This is a genomic window from Methylobacterium sp. J-076 (genome assembly GCF_022829405.1).
Lineage (GTDB): Bacteria > Pseudomonadota > Alphaproteobacteria > Rhizobiales > Beijerinckiaceae > Methylobacterium.
This window is the reverse complement of the sequence record NZ_JAKSXW010000149.1, coordinates 278,863-295,316: the sequence shown is the minus strand read 5'-3', so window position 1 is coordinate 295,316 and position 16,454 is coordinate 278,863. Positions and strand designations below refer to the sequence as shown.

The 16,454-nt window shown below is 72.0% G+C and carries 13 protein-coding genes; 5 read left to right on the top strand and 8 right to left on the bottom strand.

Features of this window, described 5'->3' with window-relative positions; translation table 11 throughout:
• Positions 1-4: 4 nt before the first annotated feature.
• From MKK53_RS23595 to MKK53_RS23575, 5 genes are read right to left on the bottom strand one after another with little or no spacing between them, the layout of a single operon-like run.
• Entirely contained in the window at positions 5-2,446 is a 2,442-nt protein-coding gene (locus tag MKK53_RS23595) for a glycosyl hydrolase 2 galactose-binding domain-containing protein (RefSeq protein ID WP_243931366.1), read from the bottom strand.
• Positions 2,447-2,450: 4 nt separating this feature from the next.
• The gene (locus MKK53_RS23590; protein WP_243931364.1) at positions 2,451-3,431 is read right to left on the bottom strand and encodes a DUF1839 family protein; all 981 of its coding nucleotides are present in this window, start codon (positions 3,429-3,431) and stop codon (positions 2,451-2,453) included.
• Between the two features lie 4 nt (positions 3,432-3,435).
• Positions 3,436-4,404 (bottom strand): amino acid--[acyl-carrier-protein] ligase, encoded by a 969-nt coding sequence (locus MKK53_RS23585; RefSeq protein ID WP_243931362.1) that lies wholly within the window; start codon positions 4,402-4,404, stop codon positions 3,436-3,438.
• A complete protein-coding gene (locus tag MKK53_RS23580) occupies positions 4,404-5,567 on the bottom strand; it encodes an acyl-CoA dehydrogenase family protein (RefSeq protein WP_243931360.1) in 1,164 nt (387 codons plus the stop codon). The genes MKK53_RS23585 and MKK53_RS23580 overlap by 1 nt, the downstream gene beginning before the upstream one ends.
• Positions 5,567-5,821, bottom strand: a complete 255-nt coding sequence (locus MKK53_RS23575; RefSeq protein ID WP_243931358.1) for an acyl carrier protein — start codon at positions 5,819-5,821, stop codon at positions 5,567-5,569. Before MKK53_RS23575 ends, MKK53_RS23580 begins: the two co-directional genes overlap by 1 nt.
• 382 nt (positions 5,822-6,203) lie before the next feature.
• On the opposite strand from MKK53_RS23575, the gene MKK53_RS23570 reads away from it, so the two are divergent.
• The 4 genes from MKK53_RS23570 to MKK53_RS23555 all read left to right on the top strand — a co-directional run bounded on the left by MKK53_RS23570 (position 6,204) and on the right by MKK53_RS23555 (position 12,686).
• Entirely contained in the window at positions 6,204-6,947 is a 744-nt protein-coding gene (locus MKK53_RS23570; RefSeq protein WP_243931356.1) for an ImuA family protein, read from the top strand.
• A complete protein-coding gene (locus MKK53_RS23565) occupies positions 6,913-8,571 on the top strand; it encodes a DNA polymerase Y family protein (protein ID WP_243931849.1) in 1,659 nt (552 codons plus the stop codon). Before MKK53_RS23570 ends, MKK53_RS23565 begins: the two co-directional genes overlap by 35 nt.
• Entirely contained in the window at positions 8,568-11,852 is a 3,285-nt protein-coding gene (locus MKK53_RS23560) for an error-prone DNA polymerase (protein ID WP_243931354.1), read from the top strand. The genes MKK53_RS23565 and MKK53_RS23560 overlap by 4 nt, the downstream gene beginning before the upstream one ends.
• 384 nt (positions 11,853-12,236) lie before the next feature.
• The gene (locus tag MKK53_RS23555) at positions 12,237-12,686 is read left to right on the top strand and encodes a hypothetical protein (RefSeq protein WP_243931352.1); all 450 of its coding nucleotides are present in this window, start codon (positions 12,237-12,239) and stop codon (positions 12,684-12,686) included.
• Between the two features lie 13 nt (positions 12,687-12,699).
• Here MKK53_RS23555 and MKK53_RS23550 read toward each other — a convergent pair whose 3' ends face one another.
• Together MKK53_RS23550 and MKK53_RS23545 are read right to left on the bottom strand one after the other, a co-directional pair.
• Complete coding sequence (locus MKK53_RS23550) at positions 12,700-12,867, bottom strand: hypothetical protein (protein WP_243931350.1); 168 nt, start codon at positions 12,865-12,867, stop codon at positions 12,700-12,702.
• A 153-nt stretch (positions 12,868-13,020) separates the two neighbouring features.
• Positions 13,021-13,920, bottom strand: coding sequence for a histone deacetylase (locus tag MKK53_RS23545; protein WP_243931347.1), 900 nt, complete (start codon positions 13,918-13,920; stop codon positions 13,021-13,023).
• A gap of 152 nt (positions 13,921-14,072) precedes the next feature.
• On the opposite strand from MKK53_RS23545, the gene MKK53_RS23540 reads away from it, so the two are divergent.
• Positions 14,073-15,215 carry a ceramide glucosyltransferase gene (locus MKK53_RS23540; protein ID WP_243931345.1) on the top strand — a complete coding sequence of 381 codons (1,143 nt, stop codon included), beginning with the start codon at positions 14,073-14,075 and terminating at the stop codon, positions 15,213-15,215.
• Between the two features lie 653 nt (positions 15,216-15,868).
• Here the strand turns inward: MKK53_RS23540 and MKK53_RS23535 are convergent.
• On the bottom strand, positions 15,869-16,336 hold the full coding sequence (locus MKK53_RS23535) for a hypothetical protein (RefSeq protein ID WP_243931343.1): 468 nt from the start codon (positions 16,334-16,336) through the stop codon (positions 15,869-15,871).
• Positions 16,337-16,454: the final 118 nt, after the last annotated feature.

Here is a 16,454-nt window from a genome sequence, read left to right as displayed (position 1 = left end):
GGCGTCAGAACCTCACCGATCCGTCGTCGTTGAGCGCGCGTGCGGTGCCCCGTGGACGTCCGTCGCCGCCGAGGAGCGGGACCGTCCGCGGGAGGCCGGGCACGAGGTGGAACCCGTTCTCCGCGGGCCGCCCTTCGCCTTCGAGGTCGATCTGGACGGACAGCGCCGGCCGTGCCGCCGACACGCGCAGGGTCCAGCCCCCCGGGCCCTGCAGGAGGTCGGCCGAGAGGCCCGTGGGTCCGGGCGTCACGTCCCAGCCGGCGGGGAATTGGAAGGCATCGGCGATGGGCTCGCCAGCCCCGTCCAGCAGGACGGCGTGGGCGAGGCGATGCTGGGCCGGGCCGAAGCGATAGGCCACCGCCGCGTCGTAGAACCGGCCGAGGAGGTCGGCCGAACTCCAGCTGAGCGACGTCCGCGGGGCCAGGGTCACCGGGCGTTCGGCCTTGGCCACCGGCGTCCCGGCGGCGTCGAGGAAGGCGAGGCGCAGCGTCGCCTCCACCGCCCGGGGCGTCTCGTTGAGGGCGTGGACGTGCAGGCCGTCGAGCCCCTCGTCCGACAGCAGGATCTGCACCGGGCGGAAGGCGCGCTTCAGGGCATACCAGGCGGATTTCGGCACGCCGTCATGGGCGATCACCCCCCAGCCCGCGCCGGGGGCGAGGTCGCGCCAGGACAGGACGAGGCCGCCGGCCGTGGGCGAACGGGCCCGGCGCCATTCGGCGAAGGTCGCCTCCATGGCCTCCGCGACGGCGGCCCGGCCGAGGGCGAGGTAGCGTTCCGGGTCGTCGGTGCGCAGGCGCGCCGGATCGGCACCGAACAGGGTGGCGACGTAATGGTCGCGCACCGTCTCGAAATCCCAGTCGGCCCCCCGGTCGCGGGGGATTCCCGCCGCCCAGCGTGGGTCGGCGGGGTCGGTGAGCCCGGCGCGGCGCAGGCTGCGGGGCTCCGGGACGTTGGCGAAGGCGAGGCATTCGCTGGCGAACCCCACCTCGGCGCGGCGGGCATCCTCGAAGGGGCGGAGATAGGCGCCCACGCCGAAGTAATGCGTCACCCCCGCGCGCACCGAGAACGGCAGGTCGCCCCCGGAGGGCGAGTTCGGCACCACGATCAGGTCCGGCCGCGCCTCGGCCGCAAGGCCGGGCAGCCCCTCCGCCGGGAAACCGCCCGACCACGCCTCCCGCGGCAGGCCGAGCATGGCGGCCTGCTGCCAAACCTCGCTGCCGCCGCAGAGCACGCAGAGCGAGGGGGACGTCTGGGCGCGGTCGAGGAACGAGGCGATCTCGGCGGCGAGGCTCCCGCGGAAGGCCGGATCGTCGTGGGGGTAATCGAAGTTCGCCAGCATCAGATCCTGCCAGACCATGATGCCGTACTCGTCGCAAAGGTCGTGGAACGCGTCCGATTCGTAGAGGGTGATGCCCGGCACGCGCAGCATGTTCACCCCCGCCTCCCGGGCGAGGTCGAGCAGGGGGCGCAGGCTGTCGGCGTGGCCCGAGAGGCCGACGAGGTCGGCGGGCGTCCAGACCGCCCCCCGGCAGAAGACCGGCACGCCGTTGACGGAGAGGCTCAGGCCCTCCGCGAAGGGCCGGGTGGTCGCGATGCTGCGGAAGCCCACCCGGCCGAGATCGAGCCTCCGGCCGCCGATGTCGGCCTCCACACCGTGGAGGCGCGGCTCGCCATGGCTGTGCGGCCACCAGGGGGCGATGCCCGGCAGCGCCACCTCGCCGACGAACAGGCCGGGCTCCTCCTCTGCGAGGGACGCTTCCCGGCCATCGCAGCGGAGCACCGCCCTCCCCCCGAGACCGGGGAGGCGCAGGCGGGCCACGAGGCGGCCGGTGGTGCCGTCGAGGGAGGCCCGCAGGTCGGCCTCGAAGGGACCCGCGCCAGCCTGCTCCCGGGTCACGGGCCGGAACGGGCCGACATGGTCGATGACTGGCGACCACCCGGGCATGAAGCCGAGCAGGCTGGTGCGCGCATGGCGCAGGGAGCCGGGCGTGGCGAGGCGGGGGCGCCAGCGGCCCCGCTTGTGGGGCTTGGCCAGGGCCGCGGCGAGGGAGCGGAAGCAGAGGACGAGTTCGCTGTTCCCGGTCAGCTCGGCCTCGAAGGTCCAGGGGCGGAACATCGAATCAGTGGCAATGACCGGCACGCCGTCGAGCCAGATCTCGGCCAGCGTCGCGAGCCCTTCGAAGCGCAGGCGCTCCCGGCCCGCCCCGGGGATGGGGGCGCGGTACCAGATGTCCCGGTCGTGGATCGGCGCCGGCTCGTCCTCGCGCCAGAGGCCGGCGTCGGACATCGCCCGGGCGGCGGTGCCGGGCACCGGGGCGGGGATCCAGCCGTCGCGGCCGTCGAGGTCCCCCGGCCCGGCGCACGACCCCGCCGGCGTGGCCAGCAGCCGCCAGGGACCCGCGACGGCACGCGGTGGCGCCCCGTCGATGGTGCGGATCCGGGCCATCCGGTCAGGCCAGGGCGTGGCGCAGCGCGCCGAAGACGTCGTCGTAAGTGGCGGTCGCCCGCTCGAGGCGCTGCGGCAGGCCGGCGGCGCTGCGCTTGGCGAAGGCGCGGGCGAGCTGGAACTGGAAGGCCTTGGCCTCGCCCCCGAGGCGGGTGGCGGCCTCGGCGGCGGCGGTGAACTCCCCGGCGCCGGAAGCCGTCAGCCAGGAGAGGTGGCTGCCGAGCATCTCGAAATTGGCCCCGAGCTGGCGCGTCGTGTTGAACGCGTATTTGTGGAACACCGAGAGGGGTCTTTGGACCAGGGGCTCGCCGGCCTCTCCTAGCGCGGCGGCGAAGGCCGCCACCGGGTTGCGCCCGGGGGCGTGGCGCATGTTCGCCCGCAGCAGGCCGAGGGCGGCCTTGGGCAGGTCGTCGGGGGGCAGGGGTTCGGCGACCGGCCGCACGAATTCCGCGTAGGGGGGAAGCGTGGTCTCGGCGAAGATGCCGTCGTAATCATCGCCCGAAAGCTGGAACCGCCCTGCATTGTGCAGGTAGTCGAGCCGGCGCCCGGCCTTGTCGATGGCCAGGATGCCGATCGTCGTCTTGGAATGCTCGCGGCCATAGGTCGTGCCCGCGGTGTCGGGAAGGTGGATCGCGTCCACCTCCACCAGCACCACGTTGCCCCGCGCCGCCTGGATCAGCGCATGGCGTTCGAGCCCGTCATAGATGGCGAGCTCGTCGAGCCGCAGGCCGTACAGGGCCTCGATCTCGGCCATGGACGGCTTGAAGAAGGTGAACTGGTCGCCCTCGAAATCCTGCCGCACCGTGAAGCCGAGCATCGCCTCCGGCACGCGCCCGCGGTGGTGCAGCAGCTCGATCCAGAGATCGACGTAGCAGTTGGTCTCGGGCCAAGCCCGGTCCTGCCCGTGGAGGGGATGCGCCGCGTAGGCGGGCGCATCCGGTGTGTCGTCGCGCAGGGCAAGGCCGTTGGCGAGGGCGGCGCTCACGGCCTCAGCCCCACAGCGTCGCGCGGACCTCCGCCGGCCAGGCGGCGAGGTCGAGGCCGTGGTGGCGCAGCAGCGCCAGGGTGATCCGCTCCAGGCCGAAGCCGACGCAGGCCGTGTGGGCGACGCTGCCGTCGGCCTGGGTGAGGCCCCAGGTCGTGCCGAAATGGTCCTGGTGATAGTTGAAGCTGAGGCAGGCGGTCGGCTTCTCGACGCTGTTGACCGGCACGTTCAGCTCGAACTTCAGGTTCTGATTGCGCTGGTTGTTGGCGAGCATCTTGCCGGCGCGGCCGAAGAACGGGTCGTTGGCCAGATCGACGGCCAGCGGCAGGCCGAGCCCGGCCATCATCTTGGTGCCCCGGTCGAGCCAGACCTCGCGGAAGGCCAGCACCTCGTCGGGGCTGCCCATGCGGACGTACTCGCGCATCCGGAACATCTGCATCCGGGTCGGCTCCAGCGAGGGCTCGTGCCGGAAGCAGTAGGATTGCAGGTCGAACAGCAGGCCGTTCTGCGGGAGCGGGCCGCGGGCCGCGGCGGTGGGGTAGAGCGGGTAGCAGGCCGCCGGGGTCAGGACGATGTCGGTGGCCGCCTGCTTGTCGGTCCAGTCCTTGCCGGCCTCGACGCAGGCCAGGAGGCGCGCGTGGTCGGCCTCGTTGCCGCAGAAGCTGTGAACCGTGCCCGCGAGGTGCGGGAAGCCCTTGAGGTAGCCGCTGCGCTCGAAGGCCGGGCGGCTCATGCCCGGCGGGAAGCGCATCACCTCGGCTCCGTCCTCGGCCCCGAGACGGGAGACGAGGCGGTCGAGGGCTTCCACCACCGATTCGAACGCACCGCTGCGGCCGTAGAGGCCATCGACACCGGTGCGGACGAGGAGGCCGGCATCGAACAGCCGGTCGAGGAAGGTCGGGGCATCCGCGGCGGCGGAGCCGGAGAACGCCTCGGAGGAGGCGTCGGCGTCGAGGGCGGGCAGGCTGTCCATCAGGCGCTCAGGAGCTGGCCGCCGCCCTTCTGCACCAGCAGAAGGTTGGCGGTGTTGGAAAGGACGCGGTCGTTGGCGATCATCAGCGGCGCCGACATCACGTCGCGCAGCGGACGGCCGAGGCTGAACGGGGTGTCGTTGCGGTAGCCGGAGATCCCGACGATCCCGAGCGAACGCTGGACGATGTCGACGGCCATGCTGGAGGAGGTCGTCTTGACGTTGTTGAGGGTCACCGCGAACCCGATCGAGCTCAGCTCGTCCGGCTCGTGCTGGGCGCCCTCGTAGCGGCGCAGGCCGGTGAGGACGGTGGCCTTCATCGCCTGGAGGGCGCTGGCCGCCTCGGCGAGGCGGATGGCGCTCGGGGGCACGGTGCCGGGGCGGCGGCGGGCCTCGCCCTGGACGAAGCTGCGGGCCCGGTCGACCGCGTAGCTGGCGATGCCGAACCACACGCTGCTCCACAGCAGGTGCGAGGAGGCGAGCATCGACTGGGCCGCGATCTCGGCGAAGGGCTTCGGCAAGACCTGGACGCAGGGCACGCCCTTCGCCTCCAGGCGGAAGCCCTCGCTGCAGGTGCCGCGCATCCCGAGCGTATCCCAGGTCGAGGTCCGCACCAGGGACATCTGATCGCGCATCAGCGCGACGAGCACCTGATCGGAGGTCGGGGCCTCGGGGTTGCGCCGGGCGGTGACGAGGATCACGTCGGCCCGGGCGCCGTAGGAGATGACGCTCGCATCCTTGCCCAGGGAGAATACGTCGCCCGTGGCCTCGACGGCGCAGAGGCTGTTGCGCAGGTCGCCGCCGATGCCCGCCTCGGTGGTGGAGGAGGCGATAAGCAGCTGCTCGCCCGCGACCTTCGCCATCAGGCCGCAATGCCAGTCGCTCGTGAGCCCGTGGGTGACGAGGCTCGCCAGCTTGATGTGGTGCATGGCGAACACCATCGCCGAGGCGCTGCACGCCTGGCCGAGGGTGCAGCACACCTCGGCGATCTGCGCGAGGCCGGCGCCCTCGCCGCCATACTGGCTCGGCACCTGGAGGCCGAGCAGCCGCTCGGTCTTCATGGCATCCACGGCCTCGGCGGGGAAGCGTCCCTCGCGGTCGACCGCGTCCGCATGAAGCGCGGCGACCTGCGCGACGCGCTTGGCCCGGCGGGCGAGGTCGCTCATCACGCCGCCGCTCCGAGGGAAAGCTTGGCCACCGTCTCGCGGATGATCCGGATGGTCGAGAAGGAACGGCGGTTCAGCAGTGTATCGGGGAATTCGACCTCGAACCGCTCTTCGAGGGCCAGCATGAGCTGGACCGATCCGAAGGAGTCGAGGCCCTTCTCGAACAGATCGTCGTCCTCTCCAAGACGGTCGACGATCGGTGACATCGCTTCGTTCTGCCGAAGGATGTCCCTTATGACTTCATCGGAGACCATTGTGATGTCCTCTACTGTTAGTTGCACTCATACGCCGCGCATGAGCGTTGTCAAATCTTGCCGTTGTTTACCGTAAATTTTGAGCTTTTGCGGCGAGCGAATTAAGTTTTGGAACAGGAATAGTGAACTCACCCTGAGTCGTAGACTCGCAGACCTTCACGAATGAATCGTTCTCCGGAAGGCGTTAGAATGCGGAATCTCGCTTCTGGTTGTGGAAGCCGGTGACTCGGAAGCGGCGTCCACAGCCATCCACACCAGTCCACAGGCTAAGGGCCTGCTGCTGCAACGGAATCCGATACGGCCACGGATCCGGTTGAGTTTGTTCCTGTTATGTTCCTATCTCGGGCCATGACCGGACCCGATGAGAATGGCGCAGGAGCCGATGAGGCAGCCGCAGGAGGCAACGGTCGCGGACCGGCTCGCGCGGCTGCGGACAGACCTGTCCGCCGGGGCGGGGACGGCCCCTCCCGTGATGCCGCTGGGGCTTCCGGCCCTCGATTCCCACCTCCCCGGCGGCGGCCTCGTGCTGGGGCCGCCGCACGAGATCGCCCCCGCCGAGCCCTGCGACGGGATCGCGGCCCTGGCCTTCGCCCTGGCCCTCTGCGCCCGCCGCCTCGCCGGGGTGCCGGGGGAGGCGCTGATCGCCACCTCCGGGCACCCCCTCCCCTACGGCCACGGCCTCGCCTCCCTCGGCCTCGATCCGGGGCGGGTCCTCCTGTTGGAGGCGGCCGGCGACCGGGAGGTGTTCCGCGCCCTGGAAGCCGCCCTCCATGCGGGCTGCCTCCCGGCCGTGGTCGGGCTCGTCGGCGAGGGCCTGCCGCTCAAGGCGAGCCGCCGCCTGCAGCTTGCCTCCGAGGGGAGCGACCCGCCCCTCCTCCTCGTTCTCAGACCGGCCGGAGCAGGGCAGCCCAACGGGGCCGCGACCCGCTGGCAGGTCTCCTCCGCCCCCGCGGCGGTCGACCGCTTCGGCGGCCTGCACGCGCCCCGCTGGGGGGTGCGGCTCGAACGGTGCCGCAACGGACGCGGCGGATCCTGGCTTGTGGAGTGGGACAGTGCCGCGCATCGCCTGCATCTGCCTGAACGACTGGCCGATGACGCGGCTCCGGCGCGCGGGTCTCGCCCCTGAGGACGGGCCGCACGCCGTCGCCGCCGCGGGCCCGGGGGGCCTGCGCCTCGTCGCCCTCGACGGAGAGGCTTACGCCCTGGGCCTGCGGCCGGGGGAACTCCTCGGCCGGGTCCGGGCACGGATCGGGGTGCCGCTGCATGTCCACCCGGCCGACCCCGAGGCGGAGATGCAGGCCCTGCACCGGCTCTGCCGCTGGGCGATGCGCTACGCGCCGGTCGTCGCGCCCTTCGGCCCGGCGGAAACCTGCCACGGCCTGTATCTCGACACCGAGGGGGCGGCCCACCTCTTCGGCGGCGAGGCGGCGCTCCTCGACGACCTCGCCGGACGCCTCGCGCGAGCGCGCATTCCGGCGCGCCTCGCGCTGGCCGACACACCGGGCGCCGCCTACGCCGTGGCGCGGTTCGGAAAAGGGAAGTCCCCCGAGAAGCCTGCCCACACCCGCGACCTCATCCTGAGGCGCCGCCACCCTGGCGGTGGCCTCGAAGGAGGGCTCCAGAACACACCGCGATCCCTGAAGCCCTCCCCCGGGGCGGCTGACGCCGCACCTCAGGATGAGGATGTCTGGTGGGAGAGTCCATCTGCCGCCCTGGAACCTTCCATGATCGTCCCCCCCGGCGAACATGCAGCACATCTCGCCACCCTCCCCGTCGAGGCGCTGCGCCTCGAAGCCGATGCCGCCGCCGGGTTGCGGCGCCTCGGCCTGCGCCGGGTCGCGGACGTGGAGGCCCTGCCCCGGGCGGGCCTCGCCCGCCGCTTCGGCCTGGCGCCGCTGCTGCGGCTGGACCAAGCCCACGGCCGCCGGCCCGAGCCCCTGTCGCCCCTGGCCGAGACCCGGACCTTCTCGGGCGTCCGCGGCTTCCTCGACCCCATCGGGCGGCAGGGGGACGTGGTCGCCGCCGCCCGGTCGCTGATGGAGGAGATCGCCCCCCGGCTCGAACGGGCCGGACTCGGCGCCTGCGCCCTGCGCCTCACGCTGCACCGGGTCGATGGGACCCCCCGCACCCTGGAGATCGGCTTGTCCCGGCCCGAGCGCAGCCCGGAGCGGATCGCCTCCCTGGTGCGCCTGCGCCTCGAACGGCTGGGTGCCGGCCTCGATGCCGGGTTCGGCTTCGAGACGGTGGGACTCACCGTCACCTCCGCGGAGACGATGGACGCCCGGCAGGCGGAGCTCGGGGGCGCGGGCACGGGGGAGCGGGTGGCGGGCCTCGCCGACATCCTCGCCCAGCGCATCGGCCGGCGGCTGGTGCGCCTCGCCCCCCAGGAGAGCCACCTGCCGGAGCGGGCGGAGGGGGTCGTCCCGTGGGTCGCCCCGCCCCTGCCCTACCCGCGCAGCCTGCCGGCCCGGCCCCTGGTGCTGTTCGCCCAGGGCGAAGCGGCCCACGACGTGTTCGCCGCGGCCCCCGACGGCCCACCCCACCGCTTCCGGTGGCGGGCGCGGGAATACCGGGTCGCCCGCGCCGAGGGCCCGGAGCGCATCGCCCCCGAATGGTGGCGTGGGGGCGGCGCGCCCCGCGACTACTACCGGATCGAGTGTGAGATCGGCCGCCGCCTGTGGCTCTACCGGGACGGGCCGCACGGCCCCGAGCGCCCGGCCGCGTGGTTCGTCCACGGGATGTTCCCATGAGCGCGGGCTATGTCGAACTCGCCGTCACCACGAACTTCTCGTTCCTGCGCGGCGCCTCGCACCCGCAGGAATACGTGGTGCAGGCGGCCTCCTACGGCCTCACGGGGATCGGCATCGCCGACCGCAACACCGTGGCCGGGCTGGTGCGGGCGCATTCCGCCGCGCTGCAGATGGAGAACGAGGGCACGCCCCTGCGCTTCATGCCCGGCGTGCGCCTCGTCACCGAGGACGGGTTCGAGACGCTGGCCTATCCGATGGACCGGGGGGCCTGGGGGCGCCTGTGCCGCCTGCTGACCGCGGGCAACCGGAGGGTCCGCAAGGGCGAGTGCCGCTTCTCCTTCACGGAGCTGCTGGAGGCCGCCGACGGACAGGTCTTCGTCGCCATGCCCTCCGGGCGCAGGCCGGAACCCTCCGCAGCCTTCCTCGCCCGGCTCGAAGCCCTCGCCGCGGCGGCACCGGGCCGGGTGTGGCTCGGCGCCAGCCACCGCCGCCGGGGGGACGACCGCCTGCGCCTCGGCCTCCTCGACGGGATCGGCCGGCGCCTCCGCACGCCGATGGTCGCCCTGGCCGACGCCCTCTACCACCACCCCGACCGGCGCCCCCTGCAGGACGTGCTGGCCTGCATCCGCGAGGGCTGCACCCTCGACGCGGCGGGCTACCGGCTGGAGGCCAACGCCGAGCGCCACCTGAAGCCGCCGGGCGAGATGGCCCGGCTGTTCGGCGACCACCCCGAGGCGCTGGCCCGCACCCTGGAGATCGCCGCCCATTGCGACTTCACCCTGTCGCAGCTCCACTACGAGTACCCGGACGAGCCGGTGCCCCCCGGCCGGGAGGCGCAGGAATATCTCGCGGAGAAGACGTGGCACCGCGCCCGCTACTGGCGCTACCCGGACGGCATTCCGAAGGGGGTCGAGGAGACCCTGGACACGGAACTTGCCTTCATCGCGAAGATGAAGTTCGCCCACTACTTCCTGACGATAAGCCAGATCGTGGATTTCGCCAGGGACAAGGGCATCCTGTGCCAGGGCCGCGGCTCGGCGGCCAACTCCGCGGTGTGCTTCTGCCTCGGCATCACCGCCGTCGATCCGTCGAAGCACCGGCTGCTCTTCGCCCGGTTCATCTCCGAGAACCGCGGCGAGCCGCCCGACATCGACGTCGATTTCGAGCACGAGCGCCGCGAAGAGGTGATCCAGCACCTCTACGAGCGCTACGGCCGCGAGCGGGCGGCCCTGTGCGCCACGGTGATCCACTACCGCCCGCGCATGGCGATCCGCGAGGTCGCCAAGGTGTTGGCGCTCTCGGAGGACGTGGCGGCCTCCATCGCCGATACCGTCTGGGGCTCCTGGGGCAAGGACCTGCCCGATGCCCATGTCGCCCAGGCGGGGCTCGACCCCGCCAATCCGGCGCTTCGCCAGGCCCTGCGGCTGGCGCACGACCTGATCGGCTTCCCCCGCCACCTGTCGCAGCATGTCGGCGGCTTCGTCCTGACCCGGGGGCGCCTCGACGAGACCGTCCCGGTGGGCAACGGGGCGATGCCGGACCGGACCTTCATCGAGTGGGACAAGGACGACATCGACGTCCTCGGCCTGATGAAGGTCGACGTGCTGGCTTTGGGGATGCTCACCTGCCTCAGGCGCGGCCTCGATTTCCTGAAGCGCGATTACGGGATCGACTACCCGACCCTGGCCGACCTGCCGCAGGAGGACCGGGCCACCTACGCCATGCTCTCGAAGGCCGATTCGGTGGGCGTGTTCCAGGTCGAGAGCCGGGCGCAGATGTCCATGCTGCCCAGGTTGAAGCCGAAGGAGTTCTACGACCTCGTGGTGCAGGTGGCGATCGTGCGCCCCGGCCCGATCCAGGGGGACATGGTCCACCCCTACCTCAGGCGCCGCTCCGGCGTGGAGCCTGTGGTCTACCCCGCCCCCCACCCCGACCACGGGCCGGCGGACGAACTGGAATCCGTCCTGAGGAAGACCTACGGCGTGCCGCTGTTCCAGGAGCACGCCATGCAGATCGCCATCACGGCGGCGGGCTTCTCCCCGGCCGAGGCGGACGGGCTGCGCCGGGCCATGGCGACCTTCCGGCATGTGGGCTCGATCGGCGGGTTCGCGGAGAAGTTCGTCGGCGGGATGACCCATCGGGGCTACCCGCAGGACTTCGCCGAGCGGTGCTTCGCGCAGATCCGCGGCTTCTCCACCTACGGTTTTCCCGAGAGCCACGCGGCGAGCTTCGCCCTCCTCGTCTACGCCTCCGCCTGGATGAAGTGCGCCCATCCGGACGTCTTCCTCGCCGCCATCCTCAACGCCCAGCCGATGGGCTTCTACCAGCCGGCCCAGCTCGTCCGCGACGCCCGCGCCCACGGGGTCGAGGTGCGCGGCATCTGCGTGAACGCCAGCGACTGGGACTGCACCCTGGAGCCGGGGGAGACCCCGCGCCTCCGCGCCGTGCGCCTCGGCCTGCGGCAGGTGAGCGGCCTGCCCGAGGCCGCCATGCGCCGCCTCGTCCGCCTCCGGGCCAACGGATACGCGAGCATCGAAGGGTTGCAGGCGGTCCTCGCCCTCCCCCGCAACGTGCTGGAACGCCTCGCCGAGGCCGATGCCTTCCGGGCGCTGGGCCTCGCGCGGCGGGACGCGCTCTGGGCGGTGCGGGCGCTGGAAGGGCTCTCCCGACGCCCCGACGACGGGAGTCACGAGCGCCGGGCCGACCTGCTGGCGGCTCCCCTGCCGCTCTTCGCGTGGCACGCCGACGACGGCCTGTTCCGGCACGAGCCCGAAGCGGCCCTCCCTGCGATGGCCCCATCGGAGACGGTGGCCGACGATTATGCGACCACGAGCCTGTCCCTGCGCGGGCATCCGGTGGCGTTCTTCCGGGAGCGCCTGGGGCGGATCGGGGCGATGACGGCCCGGGCGCATGCCGACCCCGCCTTGACCCAGGGCGCATGGGTGACGGTGGCGGGCCTCGTGTTGGTGCGGCAGAGGCCGGGCACGGCCAAGGGCGTCGTCTTCCTCACGCTCGAGGACGAGACAGGGATCGCCAACGTCGTCGTCTGGAAGAAGGTCTTCGAGGCCAACCGCCGGGTGGCCATGCAGGCCCGGTTCCTGGCGGTGAGGGGCCGGGTCCAGCGGGCGGGCGAGGTGGTCCACCTCGTGGCGGAGGGGTTCCGCGACCTCACCGAATCCCTGAGGGACCTGCGGGAGGCCGGGATGAAGCTTCCGGCGGAGATGAACGACTTCGCGGTGCCGACCCAGCGACACCCCTACCGCAGCCGGGACTTTCATTGAAAAGTCTCGAGCACAGCCGCCGGTGCGGGCGAAAGCGAACCGATCCAGCGCAGCCGAGGGCTTTCGAGCGTCCCGGAACCCCGGATCGCGTCGCGTGATCACACCGACGCCGGGACGGGGTGAGCGAGTGGGCCCACCCCGTCCCTCGCCCACGGCCTGCTCGGCCGCGAGCTTCTTGATACGATCGCGGGGCTGGGCGAGGGTGCGCCCGTCACATGTCCGTTCGTCGGCCTGCCCAGCCCTCAATCACCGCTGCGGCGGACCGTCGATCCGGCCGAAGGAGGCAAACGATTCAAGGGTCCGGGCGCATCGGCGTACAGCCTCGACACCGCCCCCGTCCCGCGCCAGACCAGCGGCCGACCCGAGAGAGAGAACACCCCTGCGATGCTGCGCCTGCCCACCCTCCTCGCCGCCTGCCTCGTCCTGCTCCCCGCGGCCGCGCGGGCCGACGAATGCGACGACCTCACCCGTCAGATCGCCGCGGCGATCGGCGGCAAGGTCGGCCGCCGCGCCGGGCCGAGCATCGACATCCGCGTCCCCGGCCCGAACAAGTTCGACGTGACCTGTCGGGCCGAGCCCATCGTGCAGGCGACATCGGCCGAGCCGACGCCGTCGGCGGCCTTCTTTCAGGAACTCTCCGCGGCCTCCGAGATCCTCGTCGGCGAATCGGCCTCGACCGTGGAGCCGATCATCGCCAACGCCTACCGCACGGCCCTGTCGGAGCGGCGGAAATCCTTCATCCAGCAGAACGGCTGGTCGGCGAGCTGTTACGCCGACCCTGCGAGCAGCGTGATGCGCACCCTCTGTTCGGTGGGCCGCATCCCCCCGGGCTGAAGCCCCCCGCCGCTCAGCGGGGGGACGGGATCGTCCCCGTCACCAGCGGCTCGACCAGGGCCGCGCCGCGAGTCGGCGCAGCCTTCTCCCGGTCGAGCTTGTCCGCCGAGATCAGGGCGGCGGCAATCAGCAGGGCGACCGCCAGCGTCGCTTTGATCGCTTCCCAGATTCGCGCAAGCATGGCCGAACCTCGACGCCACCCCGGTTGAGCGCATCGCGGACCCGGTTGCGGGGCCCGGCGGTGCGGTCCGGTGGATCCTCGGGTCCGTACCTTCTCAAACTCTTACGACGGTGAGATTTCACCGCATTGCACAAAGGCCGTGGCCGGGGCGCCTCACGCCTCCGCCGCCAGCGCCTCGAAGACCAAGGCGTGGCGCCGCGCCAGGGCCTCGACATCGGTGGTGTAGCCCCCGCCGATCACCCCCACGATGGGCAGTCCCCTCGCCCGCGCCGACCGCACCACGAACCTGTCGCGGGCCGCCAGCCCTTCGTCGCTGAGGTTCAGGCGGCCGAGCCGGTCGTCCCGGTGCGGGTCCACCCCCGCATTGTAGAACACGATGTCGGGCCGGATCGCATCTAGGAGCGGCGGCAGCCGCGCTTCGAGCACCGCCAGGTAGTCCCCGTCCCCCAGCCCGTCGGGCAGCCCGATATCGAGGTCGCCGGGGATCTTCTGGGACGGGTAGTTCTTCTCGCAATGGATCGACAGGGTGAAGAGGTCGGGCTCGCGGGCGAGGCAATCCGCGGTGCCGTCGCCCTGATGCACGTCCAGATCGACCACCATGGCGCGGCCGATCAGCCCCTCCCCGCGCAGGGTCAACGCAGCCACCGCCACGTCGTTGAACACGCAGAACCCCGCCCCCTGGGACCGCCGGGCATGGTGGCTGCCGCCCGCCGCGCTCCCCGCGAGCCCGAGCGAGAGGGCGAGCCGGGCGGCCTGGAGCGTGCCGCCGACACTGGCCCGGGAGCGCCGGACCAGCGCCTCGCTCACCGGCAGGCCGATCTCCTTCTCGACGGCCCTCGGCACGGCGCAGGCGAGGACAGCGGCGACGTAGGCCGGATCGTGCGCCCGTTCGAGCAGGGCGGCGCTCGCCAGCTCCGGCTCAACGAAGCCGTCCGGGGCGAGGCCCCTGGCCCGCAACGCCTCCGCCAGGAGCCCGTATTTCCGCATCGGGAAGCGGTGGCCGTCGGGAAGCGGCGCCTCGTAGGCCGGGTGGAAGCAGATGGGGGGTCGCATACCTCTCCGATCGGCGCGAAAGGCGCCCTCGCCCGCCGGCTACAGGAAGCGTCGCCGCGTCATACAACTGATATGCTGCGGCTGTTACCCGGCCGCCACGGGCGCAGGTGCGCCCCGGCGACGCGCCCGGTTCGGCGCCCACGGCCCCCTGCATGATCAGCGCGCTGGACGCCACCTTCCCCCTGCTCGCCGCCTGCTGCGTGATGCTGCTGGTGAACCTCGCCAGCATGGTCCTCGCGGGCTCGCGCCTCCGGCGCTCCATGCCGCGCTCGGCCTTTCCGGCCGGGGCGCCGGTCTCGGTGATCCGGCCGGTCTGCGGCCTGGAGCGGTTCAGCGAGGAAACGCTGGAGAGTGGCTTCCGCCTCACCTACCGCGACTACGAGCTGATCTTCTGCGTGGCCGATGCCGGCGATCCGGTGCTGCCCCTGGTGCGACGGCTGATCGCCCGCCACCCGCAGGTGACGGCGCGGGTCATCGTCGGGGAGGAGCGCGTCAGCGACAACCCGAAGCTCAACAACTGCGTCCGTGGCTGGGACGCGGCGGCCCACGATTGGATCGTGCTGGCCGATTCCAACGTGCTGATGCCGGCCGATTACCTGCAGACCCTCCAGGCCGCATGGCGCCCGGAGACCGGCCTCGTCTGTGCCACGCCCATCGGCGCCCGGCCCGACAATTTCTGGGCGCTGGTGGAATGCGCCTTCCTCAACACCCTCCAGGCCCGCTGGCAATATGCCGCCGATGCCATCGGCATCGGCTTCGCGCAGGGTAAGAGCATGCTCTGGCACCGGCCCTTCCTCGACGCCCAGGGGGGCATCCGCGCCCTGGCCGCCGAGATCGCGGAGGATGCCGCCGCCACCAAGATCGTCCGGGCGGCCGGGCGGCGGGTGAACCTCGTGGCCGTGCCCTTCCCCCAGCCCCTCGGGCGCCGGAGCTTCGGCGAGATCTGGTCGCGGCAACTGCGCTGGGCGCGCCTGCGCCGGGTGACCTTCCCGCTGTTCTTCGCCCCGGAGATCGTCAGCGGCATGCTGGTGCCCTGCCTTGCCGTGGCACTCCTGGCCGGCACGGTGGATGCCGCCCTCGGCCTCGGCCTGATGGTCGCCTTCGCCTATGCGGCCGAACTGGTCCTGGCCCGGCGGGCCGGCTGGCTCCGATCCCCCGCCCTCGTCGCCGCCTTCATCGTCCGGGACCTGCTGATCCCCTTCGTGTGGGGACTCGCCTGGATGCGCAGCGACGTCGTCTGGCGGGGCAACGCCATGGCCATCGAGACGAAGCCGGCTCGGATCAGGGCAGCCTGAGCGGCCTCACCCACCCACCCGCGACCCCGTTTCGGGACGCTGCCGGAACGGCGGTTTCCCTTCTCGATGAGATGGCACCCGGTGGGGATCGCGGGGCGCGACGCGCTCTCCTCCCCGCCCATCTCGGGCTCGCCCGATCTGGGTCGGGAGGAGTGGGCGGGGTGGTTCAGGAGGCACCGCCGAGCGTTCTCCGGCACCACCCCCACCCCTCCCCCTCCCCACAGGGGGGAGGGGATTCGCGCTGAGCCACGGGAGGCCTGATCCGAGCTTTACGGTAAACGCCCGAGATGGGGATCGGAGCGATATCGCCCCCCCCGCCCTTCCCCATCCTGAGCGTTCATGGGGAACGATCACCCCCCGCCCTCTCGACGCGAACGTAGCGACTCCGACAGACGCCACGACGAGCCACGGCCCGTTCCCCTGGATTGCTTCGCTGCGCTCGCAATGAGGGTGTGGCGCGTCTTCAACCTGCCGAGGCTTTCAGACCTGTCCAGTCAGGCTCACGGGATGAGAGGGATCGGCCTCGAATGGCAGGATCGCCCGTCGGTCCCTGCGGGATGAGCGGGGCGCAGACCGCACATCCGGATGAGGGCGGTGGCGGGCATGGTCCTTCCCCACCCCCCGGTGCCAGGACGGCCGCCCCGGCGCGGCTCTCAGGGGAAGTTGAGGTTGGAGCGCACGGCCTCTGAGATGCGCGTCAGCCAATCCTCGGACTCCCTGGCCCGGTCCTCGGCGGCCTGGAGCTTGTCTTCCAGGGTCTTCACCACATTGGTCGCGCGCTGCTGCACATCCTGCAGCATGCGCTCGGCGGCCAGGGCGCGGGCGTTCGCCGAGGCGATCTCGTCCTGCATGTTGGCGAAGATCTTCTGGGCCTGCATCTCCTGCTGATGCCGGCTCGCCTCGATCTCCTGGATGTACTCGGCCGCGTCCTGAATGCGCTCGCAGACCGCCGCCCACTCCTCCTGGCCGAACCGCTTGGTCACCTTGGGCAGGTCGGAGCCCCCCGACCGCTCGATCGGCGTGAGGGACTGCAACTCCTTGCGCATGGCCGGCGTCATCAGAAGCTGAGCGGGTTCCATGGTCCTCTCGCGCATCGCGACCGTCACGTTGATCTCTGCCACCGCCCCGCTCCGCTCCGGATCACACAGTCGACAACCCGGCGGCATGCCCCTTTCCGGTCACGCCATCGGTGGTCCGGCGTCACCGACGCCGGCGGGCATCTCCGGCGATCCTTCGGAC